The organism is Limnoglobus sp., assembly GCF_059499385.1.
The window spans coordinates 1-16471 of record NZ_JCABYM010000137.1; the positions used below are offsets into that span (position 1 = coordinate 1).

The 16471-nt window shown below is 68.7% G+C and carries 18 protein-coding genes; 2 read left to right on the top strand and 16 right to left on the bottom strand.

The genetic code is table 11. The annotated features are described in order from the left end of the window. Nucleotides 1–125 precede the first annotated feature (125 nt). Entirely contained in the window at nucleotides 126–566 is a 441-nt protein-coding gene (locus AC5JJ2_RS23980; protein ID WP_495860572.1) for a hypothetical protein, read from the bottom strand. 105 nt (nucleotides 567–671) lie between these two features. Next, nucleotides 672–1694 carry a DUF1559 domain-containing protein gene (locus AC5JJ2_RS23985; protein WP_495860573.1) on the bottom strand — a complete coding sequence of 341 codons (1023 nt, stop codon included), beginning with the start codon at nucleotides 1692–1694 and terminating at the stop codon, nucleotides 672–674. A gap of 166 nt (nucleotides 1695–1860) precedes the next feature. Between AC5JJ2_RS23985 and AC5JJ2_RS23990 the strand changes: the two genes are divergently transcribed. Beyond that, a complete protein-coding gene (locus AC5JJ2_RS23990) occupies nucleotides 1861–3222 on the top strand; it encodes a TIGR02996 domain-containing protein (protein WP_495860574.1) in 1362 nt (453 codons plus the stop codon). Between the two features lie 8 nt (nucleotides 3223–3230). Here the strand turns inward: AC5JJ2_RS23990 and AC5JJ2_RS23995 are convergent, their stop codons facing one another. The 11 genes from AC5JJ2_RS23995 to AC5JJ2_RS24045 all read right to left on the bottom strand — a co-directional run bounded on the left by AC5JJ2_RS23995 (nucleotide 3231) and on the right by AC5JJ2_RS24045 (nucleotide 11726). Then, on the bottom strand, nucleotides 3231–3662 hold the full coding sequence (locus AC5JJ2_RS23995) for a hypothetical protein (RefSeq protein WP_495860575.1): 432 nt from the start codon (nucleotides 3660–3662) through the stop codon (nucleotides 3231–3233). Between the two features lie 71 nt (nucleotides 3663–3733). Beyond that, nucleotides 3734–4900, bottom strand: coding sequence for a DUF1559 domain-containing protein (locus AC5JJ2_RS24000; protein WP_495860576.1), 1167 nt, complete (start codon nucleotides 4898–4900; stop codon nucleotides 3734–3736). 400 nt (nucleotides 4901–5300) lie between these two features. Next, the gene (locus AC5JJ2_RS24005; protein ID WP_495860577.1) at nucleotides 5301–6632 is read right to left on the bottom strand and encodes a DUF1501 domain-containing protein; all 1332 of its coding nucleotides are present in this window, start codon (nucleotides 6630–6632) and stop codon (nucleotides 5301–5303) included. Nucleotides 6633–6773: 141 nt separating this feature from the next. Continuing rightward, complete coding sequence (locus AC5JJ2_RS24010) at nucleotides 6774–6995, bottom strand: hypothetical protein (RefSeq protein ID WP_495860578.1); 222 nt, start codon at nucleotides 6993–6995, stop codon at nucleotides 6774–6776. 439 nt (nucleotides 6996–7434) lie between these two features. Beyond that, a complete protein-coding gene (gene rplL, locus AC5JJ2_RS24015) occupies nucleotides 7435–7833 on the bottom strand; it encodes a 50S ribosomal protein L7/L12 (RefSeq protein WP_495860579.1) in 399 nt (132 codons plus the stop codon). A gap of 117 nt (nucleotides 7834–7950) precedes the next feature. After that, nucleotides 7951–8514, bottom strand: a complete 564-nt coding sequence (rplJ, locus tag AC5JJ2_RS24020; protein ID WP_495860580.1) for a 50S ribosomal protein L10 — start codon at nucleotides 8512–8514, stop codon at nucleotides 7951–7953. A gap of 14 nt (nucleotides 8515–8528) precedes the next feature. Then, complete coding sequence (gene rplA, locus AC5JJ2_RS24025) at nucleotides 8529–9200, bottom strand: 50S ribosomal protein L1 (protein WP_495860589.1); 672 nt, start codon at nucleotides 9198–9200, stop codon at nucleotides 8529–8531. A gap of 389 nt (nucleotides 9201–9589) precedes the next feature. Beyond that, nucleotides 9590–10054, bottom strand: coding sequence for a 50S ribosomal protein L11 (gene rplK, locus AC5JJ2_RS24030; protein ID WP_495860581.1), 465 nt, complete (start codon nucleotides 10052–10054; stop codon nucleotides 9590–9592). 245 nt (nucleotides 10055–10299) lie between these two features. Then, nucleotides 10300–10671 carry a phosphoribosyl-AMP cyclohydrolase gene (hisI, locus tag AC5JJ2_RS24035; protein ID WP_495860582.1) on the bottom strand — a complete coding sequence of 124 codons (372 nt, stop codon included), beginning with the start codon at nucleotides 10669–10671 and terminating at the stop codon, nucleotides 10300–10302. Beyond that, nucleotides 10671–11201, bottom strand: a complete 531-nt coding sequence (locus tag AC5JJ2_RS24040) for a hypothetical protein (RefSeq protein WP_495860583.1) — start codon at nucleotides 11199–11201, stop codon at nucleotides 10671–10673. The genes hisI and AC5JJ2_RS24040 overlap by 1 nt, the downstream gene beginning before the upstream one ends. A 12-nt stretch (nucleotides 11202–11213) precedes the next feature. Next, a complete protein-coding gene (locus tag AC5JJ2_RS24045) occupies nucleotides 11214–11726 on the bottom strand; it encodes an adenine phosphoribosyltransferase (protein WP_495860584.1) in 513 nt (170 codons plus the stop codon). Between the two features lie 54 nt (nucleotides 11727–11780). On the opposite strand from AC5JJ2_RS24045, the gene AC5JJ2_RS24050 reads away from it, so the two are divergent. Beyond that, complete coding sequence (locus AC5JJ2_RS24050; RefSeq protein ID WP_495860585.1) at nucleotides 11781–12263, top strand: GNAT family N-acetyltransferase; 483 nt, start codon at nucleotides 11781–11783, stop codon at nucleotides 12261–12263. Nucleotides 12264–12271: 8 nt separating this feature from the next. Here the strand turns inward: AC5JJ2_RS24050 and AC5JJ2_RS24055 are convergent, their stop codons facing one another. The 3 genes from AC5JJ2_RS24055 to hemA form a co-directional block, all read right to left on the bottom strand. Continuing rightward, nucleotides 12272–13375 (bottom strand): hypothetical protein, encoded by a 1104-nt coding sequence (locus tag AC5JJ2_RS24055; protein WP_495860586.1) that lies wholly within the window; start codon nucleotides 13373–13375, stop codon nucleotides 12272–12274. A 60-nt stretch (nucleotides 13376–13435) separates the two neighbouring features. Further along, entirely contained in the window at nucleotides 13436–14941 is a 1506-nt protein-coding gene (locus AC5JJ2_RS24060; RefSeq protein ID WP_495860587.1) for a DUF4403 family protein, read from the bottom strand. Between the two features lie 170 nt (nucleotides 14942–15111). Beyond that, entirely contained in the window at nucleotides 15112–16389 is a 1278-nt protein-coding gene (gene hemA, locus AC5JJ2_RS24065) for a glutamyl-tRNA reductase (RefSeq protein ID WP_495860588.1), read from the bottom strand. Nucleotides 16390–16471 lie beyond the last annotated feature (82 nt).

Consider the following 16471-nt stretch of genomic DNA (forward strand, 5'->3'; position numbering starts at 1 on the left):
GACCACGCGAGCGGAAGCCGACCCCTACAACCCCGCCGGCTGGCCGGCGGGGTTTGGGGCGTCGCAAACCCCCGCCGGCAAGCCGGCGGCTATATAAATGACCGGTCAGTTGCGGGCCATTCTTGTTACTTCGCCTTCAGGTTGAAGTTCTTCCCGTCGTTCGGGCCGAACTGCAGCACCGTGGTCAGGTCTGTCTTCTCGACCGTCGAGTACCGGTCGGCGATCAGGTTCGTGGCCGCGCTGTTCCCGCTGCCCGCGGCCAGGCCCATCTGGAACGAGTCCATCCCTTCGCCGGCGGTCGGCATCTTGCCGCCGGTCTTCCCCTGAATCTTCGTCGCCGTCACCTTGTAGTTCCCCTCGCCGGCGTGGCTGAGGAACATGACCTCGTAGCTGCCGTCGTCCTGCGTCGTGACGTTGCCGACGGCCACCTTCTCGCCGGGCGAGTAGAACCCGAGGGTGACGCCGCCCGTCGGCTTGCCGTCCACGGTGACGGCCCCCTTCACGATCACCTTCTGCCGCTTGTCCGCCCCGCCGCACCCGGCCGCCGCGGCCAGGGCCAGGGCCAAGAAGAAACACGTTGTCCGAGCCATCGCACGTCGCATGTCAAAAACCGCTCCTATTTGTGGGATGAATGAAGGCGGCGGGGCCGACGGCCCGCCGCGGCTACCGGCTTAGTTCTCGGAGATGACCTCGCCGCCGTTCTTCGTGTTCATGCCGAAGAACGTCGTGTACGTGATGGAGTCGCGGAGGAACCGGACGGACCCGTCGCACATGACGAAGTTCGCCCCGCCGGTGTGGTAGCTGCTGAACACCCAGGCGTACACGCACCGCGGCCCCTTCGGCGTGCAGGCCGTGTCGAACGGGGCGTTGATGTTGAACCGGGCGTCCCCGCCGGGCGTGTACCCGATCGTCGCCGTGTGCGTGCCGGACCCCCAGTACGGGCCGAACACGTCGGCCGTCCCGGACTTCTTCTGGACCGACTCGCCGATGGCGATCGTGTTGCTCGTCCCGTCCTTGATCTCGGCGATCTTCGTCTTCGTGTTGTGGCCGAACGCCCCGGCCTGGGGGACGCCCCAGTCGAGCGGGCCGTTGTAGTCCGTCAGCCCGCCGGCGCTGAACAGGTAGTTCCCGCGGGCGGTGTTCGGCCGCTGGTAGAAGTCGGCCGGGTTGGCGGCCGTCGTGACGACCTCCGGCTCCTGGTCCGACGGGCAGGTGAACATGACCAGCTTCTGGCTCTGCACGATGGCGTTCGGGTGCGTGGCCGTCAGCAGCGCCGCCTTCGGCCCGCCGTTCGCCCCGAACGGGTTCGACAGCGACCCCGGCACGGTGAAGTCGTACTGCCGGTACAGGTTCTCCTGCTCCAGGTTCGGCAGCAGGTACACGAACCCGCTGTGGTTGTACACGTACCACTCCGCGTCCTGTTGGTAGAACGACTGCGACTTCGGGCACGTCGAGCCGCACCCCCACCGGCCGGAGTTCACCAGCGCCGGGGGCATGTAGTTGTTCACGCCCTCGTAGTTGTGCAGGGCCAGCCCCATCTGCTTGAGGTTGTTCGAGCACTTCGCGCGGGCCGCGGCCTCGCGGACCTTCTGGACGGCCGGGAGCAACAGCCCGATGAGGATCGCGATGATCGCGATCACGACCAACAACTCGATGAGGGTGAACCCTCGACGCGCGACGCCGGAGCCAGGCATAGTGCCACCTGATGGAAAAGAATGATGATGGATGTGGGAGAAGTCGCGGGGGAGGTGTTGGCCACCGGGGAGATGGAGCCGACGGTAGTAGAATACCCCGCGACCGCCGCGGCGGGCAAGGGAAAACTTCCGGTTCTCAAATTCCCCTCATCGGGCCGCGGTGCTCATGCCGGACCACGACGCATTCCACCGGGCGATCCTGGCCGAGCCGGCGGCGGACGTTCACCGCCTCGTGTACGCCGACTGGCTGGACGAGACCGGCGGCCCGGCCGACGCGGTGCGGGCCGAGTTCATCCGCGTCCAGTGCGAGGCCGACGCGCTCCCCGCGTTCGACCGCCGGCGGCGGGCGCTCGACCAGCGGGCGACGGAGCTGTTCCTCCAAAACTGGCAGACGTGGTGGCGGCCGATTTGTCTGGCGCTCGACCTGCCGGCCCCGCGGGCCGAGGACCGGTCGCTGCTCGGCCGGGTGCGGCGGGGGGTGCTCGGCGGCAAGCCGGCCGGGTGGCCGTACTACCCGACCGAGGCGGTCGGCACGTACACCGTCCGGCGGCACTACGACCCGGCCGTGCCGTGGCCTCTGCGGCCGTTCGTGTCGGCCGGGTTCGCCCGCGGGTTCGTGGACGCCCTCGACCTGAGCGGCGAGTCCGTCGCCACCGGGCCGACGCTCACCGACTGGCTCGGCGTCGTGCCGGCGCAGTCGCTGCGGCTGACGACCCGCACCGCGTCGGACTTCTCCCCGGACGACACGCCGGCGCTGCGGAACGTGCGGACGCTTCAACTGGAAGTGACGGACGCGAACAACGTGGCGACGTACCTGTGGTCACCGAACCTGACGGCGCTGGACGGGTTGTCACTGGTGTCACCGGAGGAGGGTGTGTCCGCGGCCGAGATCGCGGCCGTGGCGTCGTCACCGGCCGCGCCGCGGCTGCGACGGCTGTGGCTGTCCTGCGGGGACGAGTCGGCGACCACCGGGTTCGCGGCCGAAACCCGGTTCACAGCCTTGCGGGAATTATCGATCTTCGCCTTCATCCGCAACGGCATGTTCGCGGTACAAGCCGGCCCGACTGAGCGGTGCGTGACGCAGTTGGCCGCGTCGCCGATGCTGTCGAACCTGGAATCATTCAACCTTTGCACGCTCGATGTGTTGTCGTCCGTCGCGTTTCGCGCCCTGTGCCGTCGGCCGTGGCCGCGGCTGACGACGCTCGATGTGGCCGACCCGCTGACCCCGGCCCACGTCGCGGAGATGGTGGAGGCCGACGCCTTCCCGAACCTCCGGGTGCTGTCGGTCAGCTTCGTTCCGGAGCAGGCGAACGAGTCGCTCGCCCGCCTCGTGCGGTGGCCGCGGCTTAAGCAACTGACGTATTTCGGCGGGTTGTCGTTGGAGCGGGCCGACCCGAAGTTGCGGGCGGCGTTCGCGGAAGCGTTCGACCCGGCGGCGACCGTGACGCTCGACGCCGGCGACCCGGACCCGGCCGTGCGAAAGGACCGCGAAGCATTCACCCGCGACTATCTGCTGCGGCGGGGGTGACGGGCCGGTTACTTCACCCGGATGTCGAAGTCGAACTTGTTCTCCGCCCCGTCCGCGATCTCGCGGACCTGGTTGCTCTTCGAGTTCCACGTCGCCGGGATCGTTTCCTCCTGCGCCACCGGGCTGTCCGCCCGCGCCCGGATACGGGTCTGCGCCTCCGCCGGCAACCGGGCGGTCACCTTGGCCGAGTCCCGCATGCGGGTGATCTGAATCTTGTTGGTGCCGACCATCGCCTGGCCCTTGTACTGGCCGTCCACGATGTCCATGATCGTCGGCGGGCGGCCGTCGGTGGTGAACATGATCTGGCCGTCCGGCATCGGCTTGCCGTCGAGCGTCACCGTGCCGGTCACGGAGACGTAGGCCGGCGGCCGGTCGCCGCCGCCGCACCCGGCGGCGGACAGCAGGGCCAAGCAGGTCAAGGTTGCGAGTGTGCGGGTCATGGCCGTGAGTGGGTAAGGGAAATCGCCCCGGCCGAACGGCCGGGGCGGGATCGGGCGAAGGGGATCGGGCGTCAATCGAGGCTGAACACGCCGCCGTCGTCGCGGGTCGCGAACCGGGCGAGGGTGACGAGGTCGATGCTGTCCCGGAGGAACCGGACCGACCCGTCGCCGACCAGGCAGTTCACCCCGCCGGTGTGGGCGGCGTTGAACGGCGTGTTCGACCCGGCGTCGTCCGCCCCGCCGCCGAACTGGGCCGGGTCGTTGAGGTTCGAGCAGATGCCCTGCGCCGTCGCCGCCGACGTGCGGGACACGACCGGGTTCCACCCCCGCTTCTGGTTGATCCGCCACCGGACGGTGGTGACGTTGAACCCGCGGGCGTCGCCGTCCGGCGTGCCGGGCGTCGATTGCGCCGCCCCGCCGGACAGGAACCCGTCGGCCGTCGCGCCCCAGTCCGGCCGCTGCCGGCCGGGGTTCGCGCCGCCGGTGTTGTCGAACAGGAAGTCGGCGTCCTCGGTCACGCACCCGGTGTTCGACAGCCCGTCGGACACGCCGGTCAGGGCGATCCGCTGGAACCGCGGCGGCAGCATCCCGCCGCCGCTGGCGATGCCCGACCCGCTCCACCCGGCCGAGGTCCGCCGCTCCCGGAACGCCCCGGTCCCGTCGATGTCGTCCACCGCCCCGGCGATGCCCATGTAGCTGCTCCGGCAGACCTGCCGGTCGCCGGACAGGTTGTGCCGGACGCGGGCGTTCACCAGCGGCTGCTTCGGGTCCGACGGGCAGCGGTACACGGACAGGACGGCGTTCTCGGCCGCGGCCGTGTTCACGTTCGACGAGCTGAGCGGGTTGCCCACGTCCGCCGGGTCGTTCCACCCGGAGTTGCCGAGGAACGTGAACCGGCTGTACAGCGGCCCCTGCTCGACGTAGGGCAGGATGAACACCAGCCAGCAGCTGCCGTCGCCGCCGAACTGCGTCCCGGACCCGGCGTAGGGCGGCCGGTCGATCGCCATGCCCGGCGGCAGGAAGTTGTTCACGTCGTGGTAGCCGTGCAGGGCCAACCCGATCTGCTTCAAGTTGTTCTGGCACTTGGCGCGGGCGGCCGCCTCGCGGACCTTTTGCACGGCGGGCAGGAGCAGGCCGATCAGGATCGCGATGATCGCGATCACGACGAGCAGCTCGATCAGCGTGAAGGCGGTCGGCCGTGCGGCCCGGTCGATTCGCCCCCGAACAGCGGTCAACATGACGAAACTCCAGGAGAAAAGACGATGACGGGGCGAGAATTGTGAAGAAACATTACTAAAGTTTGTTAACTATATACCGCAACTCTGACCCTTCGCAAGAAGAATCTCGTGAGTATGGGGCATGGGCGGGCGAAACGAGGGGGGCAGACCAACAACCCATAATACGCAGGCGGTCAAAAGCAAGCGCCAAATCAGATTAGAATGTCTTTTTCAATTCTCATTTATCACTTGATTGTTGCTCCGCGGCCTGCGAAGCGTGGGAACTAATGTGTCTCGACCGTGCCGGAGTGGGGAATAAACTTGCGAAATCTTCATTGGCGAGCGACCGCGGCTCTGTGCCGGTCGGCCGGTGCGATTCGCTGGCCGACCGGAACGGGGGCCACGGTCGCTCGCCGGTTCGCTACGCGAACAGTTGCGACATGACCCGCCCGCGGTTCAGCTGCACCGGGCGGGCCACGCGGTCGCGGACCTCCGCGTCCGGCGGCACGCCGAGGGCGTGGTACACCGTCGCCCCGATGTCCTCCGGCGTGAACGGCGTCGTGCTCGGGTACGCCCCGTGCGCGTCGGACGCGCCGATGACCTGCCCGGCCTTCACCCCGCCGCCGAAGAACAGGCCGCTGAAGCACGCCGCCCAGTGGTCGCGGCCGATCTTCGCGTTCCGGTCCTGGAAGCTCAGCTTCGGCGTCCGCCCGAACTCGCCGACCACCATCACGAACACGTCGTCCAGCAGCCCGCTCTCCGACAGGTCGTCGTACAGCGCGGACACGGCGCGATCGAGCGGCGGCAGCAGGTCTCTTTTCATCCGGTCGAAAATGTTGGAATGGGAGTCCCAGTTCTGCACCCGGCCCATGTTCGCCTGCACGACCGTGACGCCGGCCTGCAACAGCCGCCGGGACAAGAGCAGCGACTGGCCGAACAGGTGGCGGCCGTACTTCTCGCGGACCGCGGCCGGCTCCTGCGTCAGGTCGAACGCCTTCGCCACCCGGCCGGACGTGAGCAGCCGGAACGCGCTGTCCTGTGTGTCCGACAGTTTCTTCACTTCCGCCGATTCCGCGAGCCGCGTTTGCTGCTGGTTGATCGCCGCGAGCAGCGCCTTCCGGTTGTTCAACTCGTCCGCGTCGAGGCCGGGGGCGATGCGGAGGTTATCGACCTTGAAGTCCCGCTTGTTCGGGTCGGCGTTGAGCTGCCACGGGTCGTGCCGCGGGCCGAGGAACCCGGCGTGCTGGCCCGGCCAGTGCAGGTTGCCGTCCGACAGGAAGAACGGCAGGCTGACGCCGTTCGGGACGCCGTCACTGCGCGGCCGGAGGTAGTTCAGCCCGGCGGCGTAGCAGGGCCAGTCCTCGCGGGAGATCGGCTTGTCGAACCGCACGCCCGGTTGGACGGTCCCGGTGATGACGTGGTGCGTCGCCGCCGTGTGGTTGTTGTCCTTGTGCGTGAACGTGCGGACGAGCGCGAACTTGTCGGCCCGGCTCGCGAGCTTCGGCAGGTGTTCGCCGAACCGGACGCCGGGCAGCTTCGTGGCGACGCTGGCGAACTCGCCGCGGATTTCGGCCGGCGCGTCCGGCTTCGGGTCGAACGTCTCGAACTGGCTGGCCGCCCCCGTGAGGAACACGATCAACACCGACTTCGGCTTGCGGACGGCCGAGGCCGTGCCGACGCCGGCGAGGCTGACGCCGAGCAGCCCGGAGTAGCCGACCTGAAGCAGTTCGCGGCGGGTGATCCCGATGCTCATGGGGCGTCCGAACGAGGAAAGTGGGTTCCGGCGGGTACGTCCGTTGTACCCGCGAACCCGCCCGGACGCAACTATATAGCCGCCGGCTTGCCGGCGGGGTTTGGGGTGTCGCAAAACCCCGCCGGCAAGCCGGCGGCTATATCAAGCGGCCTTCAGCCGGAACGGGCCGACGACGCTGGCGTCGGCGCTCTGCTTGAGGCTGTTCAGCTCGCGGAGGGTTTGTTGCAGCACCATGCCGACCACGGTGTCGGCGTTGGCCCGCCGGAGCAGGGTGGCGATCTCGGCGGCCGCCCACGCGACTTCGCTCGCGTCGATGGTGGTCGCGGCCGGGGACGCGGGCGTGCGGGATTTGGTCGTCGTCATGGCCCAGAACCTCCTTGTTCTTGGGAAGAGGAAGCCGGGATTGTGCGACAACGCCGCCGGGACCGCAAGGCCAACCTCGCGGGCGGCGGGTCGGGGTGGCTTTCTGCCGTCGAGGTCGCAATCGCGTCCAGGACACGCAACGGCGAGCGTCACGGCGTGAGCGCGACGTGTTGTCTCGAACCCACAACGACATCGTCCCAACCGCAACGGTAGAACCCAGAGCGGAAGCGACGGGGTGTGGGAGTTGGTCCCACACCCCGTCGCTTCCGCTCTGGGTTCTACAAGAAATGATATCCAGCCGCCGCGTGATTCGAGACAACACGTCGCGCTCACGCCGTGACGCTCGCCGTTGCGATGCGTTCCGCCGCCGACGGCGTGAAGGTTGAAACGAAAGCGGGACGCCTCTCAGCGTCCCGCCCCCGCGCGAGTCAATCGCCCCTTACGCCGGCTTGACGGCGACCTTCGCCCCCGCCTCTTCCAGCTTCTTCTTGATGTCCTCGGCCGTCTTCTTGTCCACGCCTTCCTTGATGTTCTTCGGCGCGCCTTCGACCGTCGCCTTCGCTTCCGCCAGGCCCTGGCCGGTCAGCTCGCGGACGACCTTGATGATGCCGATCTTCTTCGCCGCGTCGAACCCGGCTTCCAGGACGACGTTGAACTCCGTCGGCTCGGCCGCCGGGGCCGCGGCAGCACCGCCGCCGCCGGCCGCCGGGCCGGCCATCATCACGCCGCCGGCCGCCGGCTCGATCTGGTACTTTTCCTTCAGGTAGTTCTTCAGCTCGACGGCCTGGGCGATCGTCAGCCCCGCCAGCTTGTCACCGAGTTCAGCAACCGCGCTCATGGGAAGGTCCTTTCGGAGTTAGTGCCGGGTGAAGCGGCCCGGCGAAGCGTAATAGTTTGAAGTAGGGTGGGCATTGCCCACCGCGCGCGGTGGGCAATGCCCACCCTACGGAGAACGTCAGGCCGCCGGCGGTTCGCCGCCGGCCGGGGCCGCCGCTTCCGCGGGGGCCTTTTCTTCGATGGTCTTCAGGATGCTGGCCAGTTCCGCGCCGGGGCTGGTGATCGCCGAGATCAGGCTCGACCCCGCGCCCAAGAGCGCGCCGAGCACGTCGCCGATCGCCTCCTGGCGGGTCGGCAGCGTCTTCGCCAGCTCGAACGTCACCGCCTGCCCGTCGGCCACGGCCGTCCGCACCTTGTACTTGTCCGGGGCCTTCGGGTCCTTCTTCGAGTCCTTGATCGCCCCGTCCACGGCCGTCGCCAGGCCCTTCACGCTCTCGCCGCCCCAGCACAGGAGCGTCGTCCCGGTGAAGCCCTCGGCCGCCACGCCGTTCTCGGCCAGCACCTTGCTCGCCAGGGAGTTCTTGACCATCTTCACGCCGATCTTCTTGGACCGGAGCGTGCGACGGAATTCAAAGTCGGTCGCCGCGTCCACCTTCGTCGGCTCGACGAGGACGTAGCTCGTCACGCCCTTGAAGGCGGCCCGCATCGCGTTCAGCTCGAGTTCCTTGATCTTCTTGCTCATGGGTGTCTCCAGGGTTACATCGAGACCCGGATGCCCGGACACATGGTCGCGGACAGCACGATGCCTTGGATGAAGTTCCCCTTCACCCCGTTCGGCTTGGCCGCGCGGACGGCCTCGACGAACACGTTAATGTTCTCCACCAGCTTCGTCTCGTCGAAGCTCATCTTGCCGACGCCGGCGTGGATCTGGGCCGTCTTGTCCGACCGGTACTCGACCTTACCCGCCTTGAACTCCTTCACCGCCGCGGCGATGTCGGCGTTCGCGGGAATCACCGTCCCGGCCTTCGGCGTCGGCATCAGCCCGCGGGGGCCGAGGACCTTCCCGAGCCGGGCGACCTGCGGCATCATGTCCTGCGTGGTGATCGCCACGTCGAAGTCCATGAAGTTTTCCTTCTGGACCTTCTCGACGAGGTCGGCCGCGCCGACCACGTCCGCGCCGGCGGCCTTCGCCGCGGCCTGCTTGTCCGCCGGGGCGAACACGGCCACGCGGACGGCCTTGCCGATCCCGTGCGGCAGCGGCACGGCCCCGCGGACCATCTGGTCGCCCTGCGTCGGGTCGATGCCGGTGTTGATGTGAATCTCGACCGTCTCGTCGAACTTCGACCGCTTGAGCGACTTGAGCAGCGCCACCGCCTGCTTGAGCGGGATGACGCCGGCGTCCTTCGCCTTCTTCGCGTTGGCGGCGATGACCTTCTTGAGCTTCTTGCCGCGGGGCGGGCAGACGCCGGCGGCTTTCTTCTTCTTCGGCTGGTTCGGATCGCCTGCGGCCGGGGCAGAGGCGGCCGGCGTGCCGTCCGGAGCGGGCGGCGGCGTCGCGGGCTTCGCGGCGGCGTCCGTCGGCTTCGGGTCGGCGACCGGACCGGCCTTCGCCTCGGCCTGCGGCTGGTCCGCGGCCTGAGTAGCGGCGTTTTCTTTGGCCATGATCCTTCTCGCACTCAAAAAAGCATCCCCGGTCCGTCCGGGGATGTGGTTCGCATAGTAGTAGGCACACTCCGTGTGCCGTTTGTTCGGCGTCTCGGTGAGTTCTCGGAAGTCGCTGCGACCCGTAGCAGACGGCACACGGAGTGTGCCTACTACTATGCCGTCACCGTGATGCCCATGCTGCGGGCCGTGCCGGCGATGATCCGGGCGGCGTGGTCCACGTCGCGGGCGTTCAGGTCGTTGAGCTTCTTCTTCGCGATCTCCAGGACCTGCGCCTGGGACAGCGTGTGGTTGGTGTACTTGCCCTGCTTCTTGGCCGTCGCCGGGATGACTTCCTTCCCCTGCTTCTTGCCCGCGGGAATCTTCGCGGCGAGCTTGATGAGGACGGCGGCCGGCGGCGACTTGATTTTGAACTCGAAGCTGCGGTCCGAGTAGACGGTGATGATGACCGGCAGCATCAGGCCCTTCGTGTCCGGCCCGGCCGTCTTGTCGTTGAATTGCTTCACGAACTGACCGATGTTGACGCCGTGCGCGCCGAGGGCGGGGCCGACCGGCGGGGCCGGGGTGGCGGTCCCGCCGGGGCACTGGAGCTTCACCTGAGCCGTAACCTGCTTCGCCATGATCCACCTGGAATGCTGCTACAACCGCGGTTCGCCGCGCAGATAGACAGATTGGTGTACAACCGAGGGCCAGCGCGGCCAGAGCGCGGCGGGAAAAATGCGCGAAACGGCGGGGAAAACCCAAGACTTCCGAAGTCCGGCTTCGACTTCGGAAGTCGATCCCGCGCGGGGACGTTGAGATGGCACGGTGTCGTTGCCGGTCCGACTTCCGAAGTCGAAGCCGGACTTCGGAAGTCAGGTTCTGCTTACTTCCCGTACACCGCCTTCGGGTCGAACACCGGGTCGGCGACGACCTGCAACTCGCCGTCGGTCAGCTCGCGGAAGAAGCAGGACTTGTACCCCTCGTGGCACGCCGCCCCGCCGATCTGCTTTACCTTCAGCAGCACGGCGTCCGCGTCGCAGTCCACGAACACGCCCTTCACCTCCTGGACGTTGCCGCTCTCCTCGCCCTTCCGCCAGAGCTTGTTCCGGCTGCGGCTGAAGTAGACGGCCCGCTTCGTGCGGACCGTCTCCTCGAACGCCTCGCGGTTCATCCACGCGATCATCAGCACCTCGCCGGTGTCCGCGTCCTGCGCGATGGCCGATACCAACCCGCCCGCCTTGTCGAAGTTTAGCATCAGTAGTCCTCTTGCACCGGCGGGCGGCCGAACGCCGCCTTCACGTCCGGGTTGGCGAGCACGATCACCGCCCAGATGCCGACCGGCGTGGCGCAACAGCAGCACCCCGCGAGCGGGATGATCCCGGCGATCGCCCCGGTCAGGGCGAGGCCGTAGCTGCCGAGCGACCGCATGGCCACGCCGCCGACGATCATCAGCAGCGACAGCACCGCCCCCAGGATGTAACTCCCGCGGTTGATGGGCGTGTCCATCCGCATGTCGTCGGCGGACTCCTTGTACACCTCGGTCCACCGGTCCTTGTCCGGCCCCGGCGGCATGCCTTCCACCCAGTCGCGGAACATGTCGGCCGCCGCCGTCGGGTTCTGGAACGAGTAGACCAGCGACGTGATCTCGAGCAGCAGGCCGATGGTCCCGAACACGATCAGGATGATCGCCGGGAAGGCGACGCGGGACCGGGCGTAGTCCCGGCGGCCCGGCCGCCGCGGGCGGTCGTCGTAGTCCCGGTCGTCGCGGTCGTCGTACTCGTTCATGGTCGGCCTTCGTTAGTAGGTGAGCACGCTGAACACGTCGTAATTCGCGAGCTTCTCGCGGCCATTTAGGAACGCCAGCTCGACCAGGAACGCGCACCCGGCGACGACCCCGCCGGCCTGCTCGATCAGCTTGCCGCCGGCGGCCATCGTCCCGCCGGTCGCGAGCAGGTCGTCGATCAGCAGCACCCGCTGGCCGCGCTCGACGCCGTCGATGTGCATGTGCAGTTCGGCCTCGCCGTACTCCAGGTCGTACTTCAGGCTGTACGTCCGGTACGGCAGCTTCCCCGGCTTCCGCAGCGGCACGAGCGGCTTGTGCAGTTTCAAGGCGAGCGGGGCGGCGAACAGGAACCCGCGGGCCTCGGCCGCCGCGATCGCGTCGATCGGCTTCCCGGCGTACCGGATCGACAGCAGGTCGATGGCGTGCTGGAACGCGGTCGCGTTCGCGAGCAGCGGCGTGATGTCCTTGAAGAGGATGCCCGGTTTCGGAAAATCGGGGATGTCGCGGATGAACGGCGTCAAATCCATGTGTGGAATCCCGGAGCGCGTGGAACCCGCGTGTTCCTTTATAGCGGGGGCGTGATGTCGGACCTTACGATTCGCCGGGCCACGGTCGCGGACGCGGAAGTCATCGCGGAGTTCAACCGCCGCCTCGCGTGGGAGTCGGAACACGTCGCGCTGGACATGGCCGTGCTGCGGGCCGGCGTGACGGCCGGCCTCGAAGACCCGCACAAGGGGTTCTACACCGTGGCCGAGCGGGGCGGCGAGGTCGTCGGGCAGACGCTCGTGACGTTCGAGTGGAGCGACTGGCGGAACGGGTGGTTCTGGTGGGTCCAGAGCGTGTACGTCCGGGAGGACGCCCGCCGCGGCGGGGTGTTCCGGGCGCTGTACCGGCACGTCGAGCAGCTGGCGGCGGCGGACCCGGCGGTGATCGGCCTGCGGCTGTACGTGGAGGCGGACAACGACCGGGCGAAGCAGACGTACCGCGCCCTCGGGATGCGGGACACGAGCTACGGGATGCTGGAGGTGTACCCGCTGCCGGGGCGGGCGAAGCACGTCGGGTAGCCCGGCCGTCAGAGGAACTTGCCGACCGGGAAGACGGCGACGAGCGGGGCGATGACGGCGAGGAACTCCTTTAGCCAGGTCGGGGCGACCGGGGCCGCCGGCGTGGCCCCGGTCGCGGCCCCGGTCGCGGCCGCCGGCAGGCCACGGCCGAGGACCAGGCCGCACGGCACGAACACGAACGCCAGCGCGACGGTGAACACCCCGCCGATCAGCAGCCCGACGCCGGACGCCATCTGGTGGACGTGTTGGACCAAGAACTCGTCGTCGAACAGCAACTCCGGGAGCCGGTGCTGGACGGTTACCTGAACGGCCCCGGCGACCAGCAGCCCCGACGTGCAGTACAGCAATCGCTGGAACTCCCCGAAGCATTCCTCCCGGTGGGCACTCGCCTCTCGGTGTTCGTCGGATTCCAGCCGCTCCGCCGGCCGGGTGGAGGAGTGGACCAGCGCGCCGAGGGCCAGTGGCACTGCCACAAGCACCGCGATGATGGACCCGTTGCCCACGCCCGTCAGCCAGGACGCCGCCTCCTCGATCTTGACCGCCTTCCGGGCGGCGGTCTGCAGAAGGGTGGCGACGTTCTGTTTCCCGGTGAGTGGGAACAGCCCGGTCCGGTCGAGCAGCAGGACCGTCATCAAGGCTGCGACCAGAATCAGGGCAGGGAGGGCGAACGGTAGGACGCCGGCCCCGCGGCCGTGCCGCGTTGCGGCCCGGACGGCCAACACTAGGACCACGACCGCCATCCCGCCCTGGAGCAGGTTGGCGACCGTCCAGACCTGCAACAGGGACAGGCACCGCGCCTGGACGTCGACGTACATCGCCCGTCGGTCGAACGCCTCGGTCGCCTCCTTCAGACTGCCGATCAGGACCGCCGGTTGGGACCCGATGAGCGGCCCGGCGGGGTTCTTCTTCTCCTTCCCCTTTTCCGGTTCCGCCGGGGCGCGGGCCACTAACTGTCCGAACCGGTCCTTGAGCCGTTGGTCGGGTTGGGCGTCCGGCCCGGTTAGCTTGTCGGTCGCGTCGAGCAGGCTGTTGCCCGCCACGAGCAACAGGGCGGCGGTGACGGCCACGCCGAGGGCCGGGAGGCAGGCGAGCCGGAGCCGTCGTGACATCATCGTCGGGACCTCGTGGCGCGGGGTGAAGGCGAACATATCCGACCGGCCGCCGGATTGCAATTACCGCTTGAGCACCAGCTCGCCGCCCACCTCGCCCGCTAGCTCGAACCCGGCGATCAGGAAGTCGTCCCGGACCCGGACGCCGACGAACCGCAGGTCGTCCAACCGGGCGGACAGCTTGACGCTCGGGCCGGCGGTCAGTTGCCCGTACCGGCGGTTCGCGTCCGCGCGGGCGGCCGCGAGGGCCGGGCCGAGGTCGAGGCGGACGCGGTCCTGGACCTCCCGGCAGACGGCGTCCTTGCGGAGCCAGGCGGCCGCGCGGGTCAGCAGGTCGTCCGTCTCGACGGCGAAGTCCACGCCCGTCAGCCGGACGACCCCCCGCTCGTCCGCCGCCAGCCCGCACGTCAGGAACAGCGTCCCGACGACCGGCCGGCCGGCCCGCCGGTCGGCCCGCACGTCCAGCCGGGCGTACACCGCCTCCCCCTTCGCGAACAGGGCCGCGTCCCGGATCAAAAGCGTGTCGCCGCCGCCCAGGTCGATCCGCCGGCCCCGCACGGCGGCCGCCAGCGCCGGGTTCGCCGCCGCCAACTCGACGCCGACCGGCAGCAGCACCCGGAACCGCGGGTTAACGTCCTTATTTACGACCAGGGGCGTCAGCGGGGTCGCCGCGCGGGCCTCTGGCGGGCGGGCGAGGACGGCCGTTTGCACCGCCCCGTCCACCGCCACCCGCACCGTCAGGGCGTCCGGCCGGTCGAACCGCAGCGACTGGAGGTAGACGTTCTCCGGGGTGAACAGGGCGTACCCGTCCGGGTTCGCGGTCAGCTTCTGCGGCTGGAACGCCGCCGCCCACGCCGCCCCGACGTGCTCGCGGACCTTGAGCTTGTCCCGCGCGTCCGCCAGCACCCCGGCGACCAGCGCCGGCGCGAACGAGTTGACGGCCGACTGGAACTCCTTCTTCAAGGAGAGGTTGATCAGCCTGAACAGCTTCGTGTCCGCCTGGTTGACCGTCACCGCGAGGGCGTGCTCGTGGGTGAAGTTCCACGCCCCGTCCAGCCCCGGCGCGATCCACCCGTCCACCGCCGCGTCCACGGCGAACGTCGCCGACAGCGTCGGCGACTTCGTCTTGATCGTGGGGCCGAACGGCGGAATCTTGACGATGATCCATTTGAACGCGCTGACGTGGACGCGGCCCTTGAGCCGCGTCGTGAGCCGGACCTTCGCCGTCTCGCCGTCCTGCCGGGCGGTCAGCGCGAGCGGGTCGCGGGTCAGGTCGTAGCCGACGCGGATGCCGCTCAGGCCGCCCGTGTCCGGCGGGTTCTGGTTCCCCTGGAACCGCTTCGGCACGGCGGCCTCGGCGAGCGCCGCCAGGTCGGCGAGCGGGGCGTGGAGCGTCAACCCCATCTGCGACCGGTAGCCGGGGAATGCGTCCGCGATGCGGGCGGCCGACCCGCGGACCGGCTCGACCACCGGCAGCTCGATCGGCCGCTGACGGAACGCGCGGTCGAGGTACGCGATCCCGAGGAACCCGAAGTTGATAAGGAGGGCAAGGGTGTAGGCCCGGCGCATCGCACGTCTCCGGTGAAGGGGCGACTCGCGAGACGGAACGTATCGTTATTCGCTCCTTGCGATGTGTTCGCAACAGACACACGATTAATTCACAGTTATCGTCAGACAGAATGTGCTACGAACTGAAAATGAGAGGATTTTGAGGCGGGCCAATACAACTCGCCCCGATTTCACCCCAGTCGGAACAGCTTCTTCAGCGCCTCGATCAGCGTGCCGCGGTCGCCGTCCTCCTTGCTCGCGTCCTGCAGCGCCGCAATCGGGCCGTGCAGCAGCTTGTTCTGGAACAGCCGGAACGCGCCGGCGACTTGCTCCTTCTCCGCGTCCGTCAGCTTGCCGTTCAGCTTCGCCAGCAGCGGCCCCAGCACCTCGTCGCGGACCTTGTCCACCTCGCTCCGAAGTTGCTGAATCACCGGGCCGTTCTTCCGCCGCTGCCAGTCGTCGAGGAAGTTCCGCACCTCCAGCGCCACGATCTGCTCGGCCGGGCGGAGGTGCGCCTGCCGGGCCGCGATCGTCTGCTCGCGAATCCGCGTGAGGTCGTCGATGTTGAACAGGCACACGCGGTCGCCGTCGTGGATGGCCGGGTCGAAGTCCCGCGGCACGGCGATGTCTAGTACTACCAGCGTCCGGCCGTGCCGCCGCTTCGGGACGATCTGTTTCGCGAACCGCTTCGCCGTCACGATCGGCTCGCCCGCGCCGGTCGTGGACAGCGCGATGTCGGCCTCGCCGAGGGCGTCGTCGAGCTTGTCCCACGGGATCGGCGTGCCGCCGCACCCGGCCGCCACCTCGACCGCCTTCTCCGGGCTGCGGTTCGTCACCAGGATGCGGCCGGGCCGCAGTTCCTCCAGGTGCTTGAGCGTCAGCCGGCCCATCTTCCCGGCCCCGATGACGAGGACCGTCTTGTCGTGAAAGTGGTCGAACACCTGCTTCACGTAATCGACGGCGACGCTGGACACGGAGACGTGGCCGAGCGAGATGCCGGTCTCGGTGCGGACCCGCTTCGCGGTGCGGAGGGCGTGCGGGAACAGCGCGTTCAGGAGCGGCCCGGTCGTGCCGAGCTTCTGCGCGAAGTCGAAGGCTTGCTTCACCTGCCCGGCGATCTGCCCCTCGCCGACGATAAGGCTGTCGAGGCTGGCCGCGACGCGGAACAGGTGGCGGGCGGCGTCGCCGTCCAGGTGCGAGTACAGGTGCGGCTGGAGTTGGGCGGGGGAAAGGCGGTGGACTTCCGCGAGGAACTCGGTGGCGAGGTCGGTGCTGAGGGCCGTCGGGCCGAGCGGCCGGGCGAGGAACAGCTCGACGCGGTTGCAAGTGGACAGGATGGCGGCCTCGCACGCGAAGCGGGCGGCGAGTTCGGTCGCGGCGCGGGCCTGCAACTCCGGCGGGAACGCGAGCCGTTCGCGGACCTCGACGGCCGCCGTGCGGAAGCTGCACCCGATCACGCGGAGGTTCATGCGGACCCTCCGAAGCCGAAGGCGTTCTTGGCTTTGTTCCCTCCCCCCTTGGGGGGGAGGGCTAGGGAGGGGGGTGAGCTTC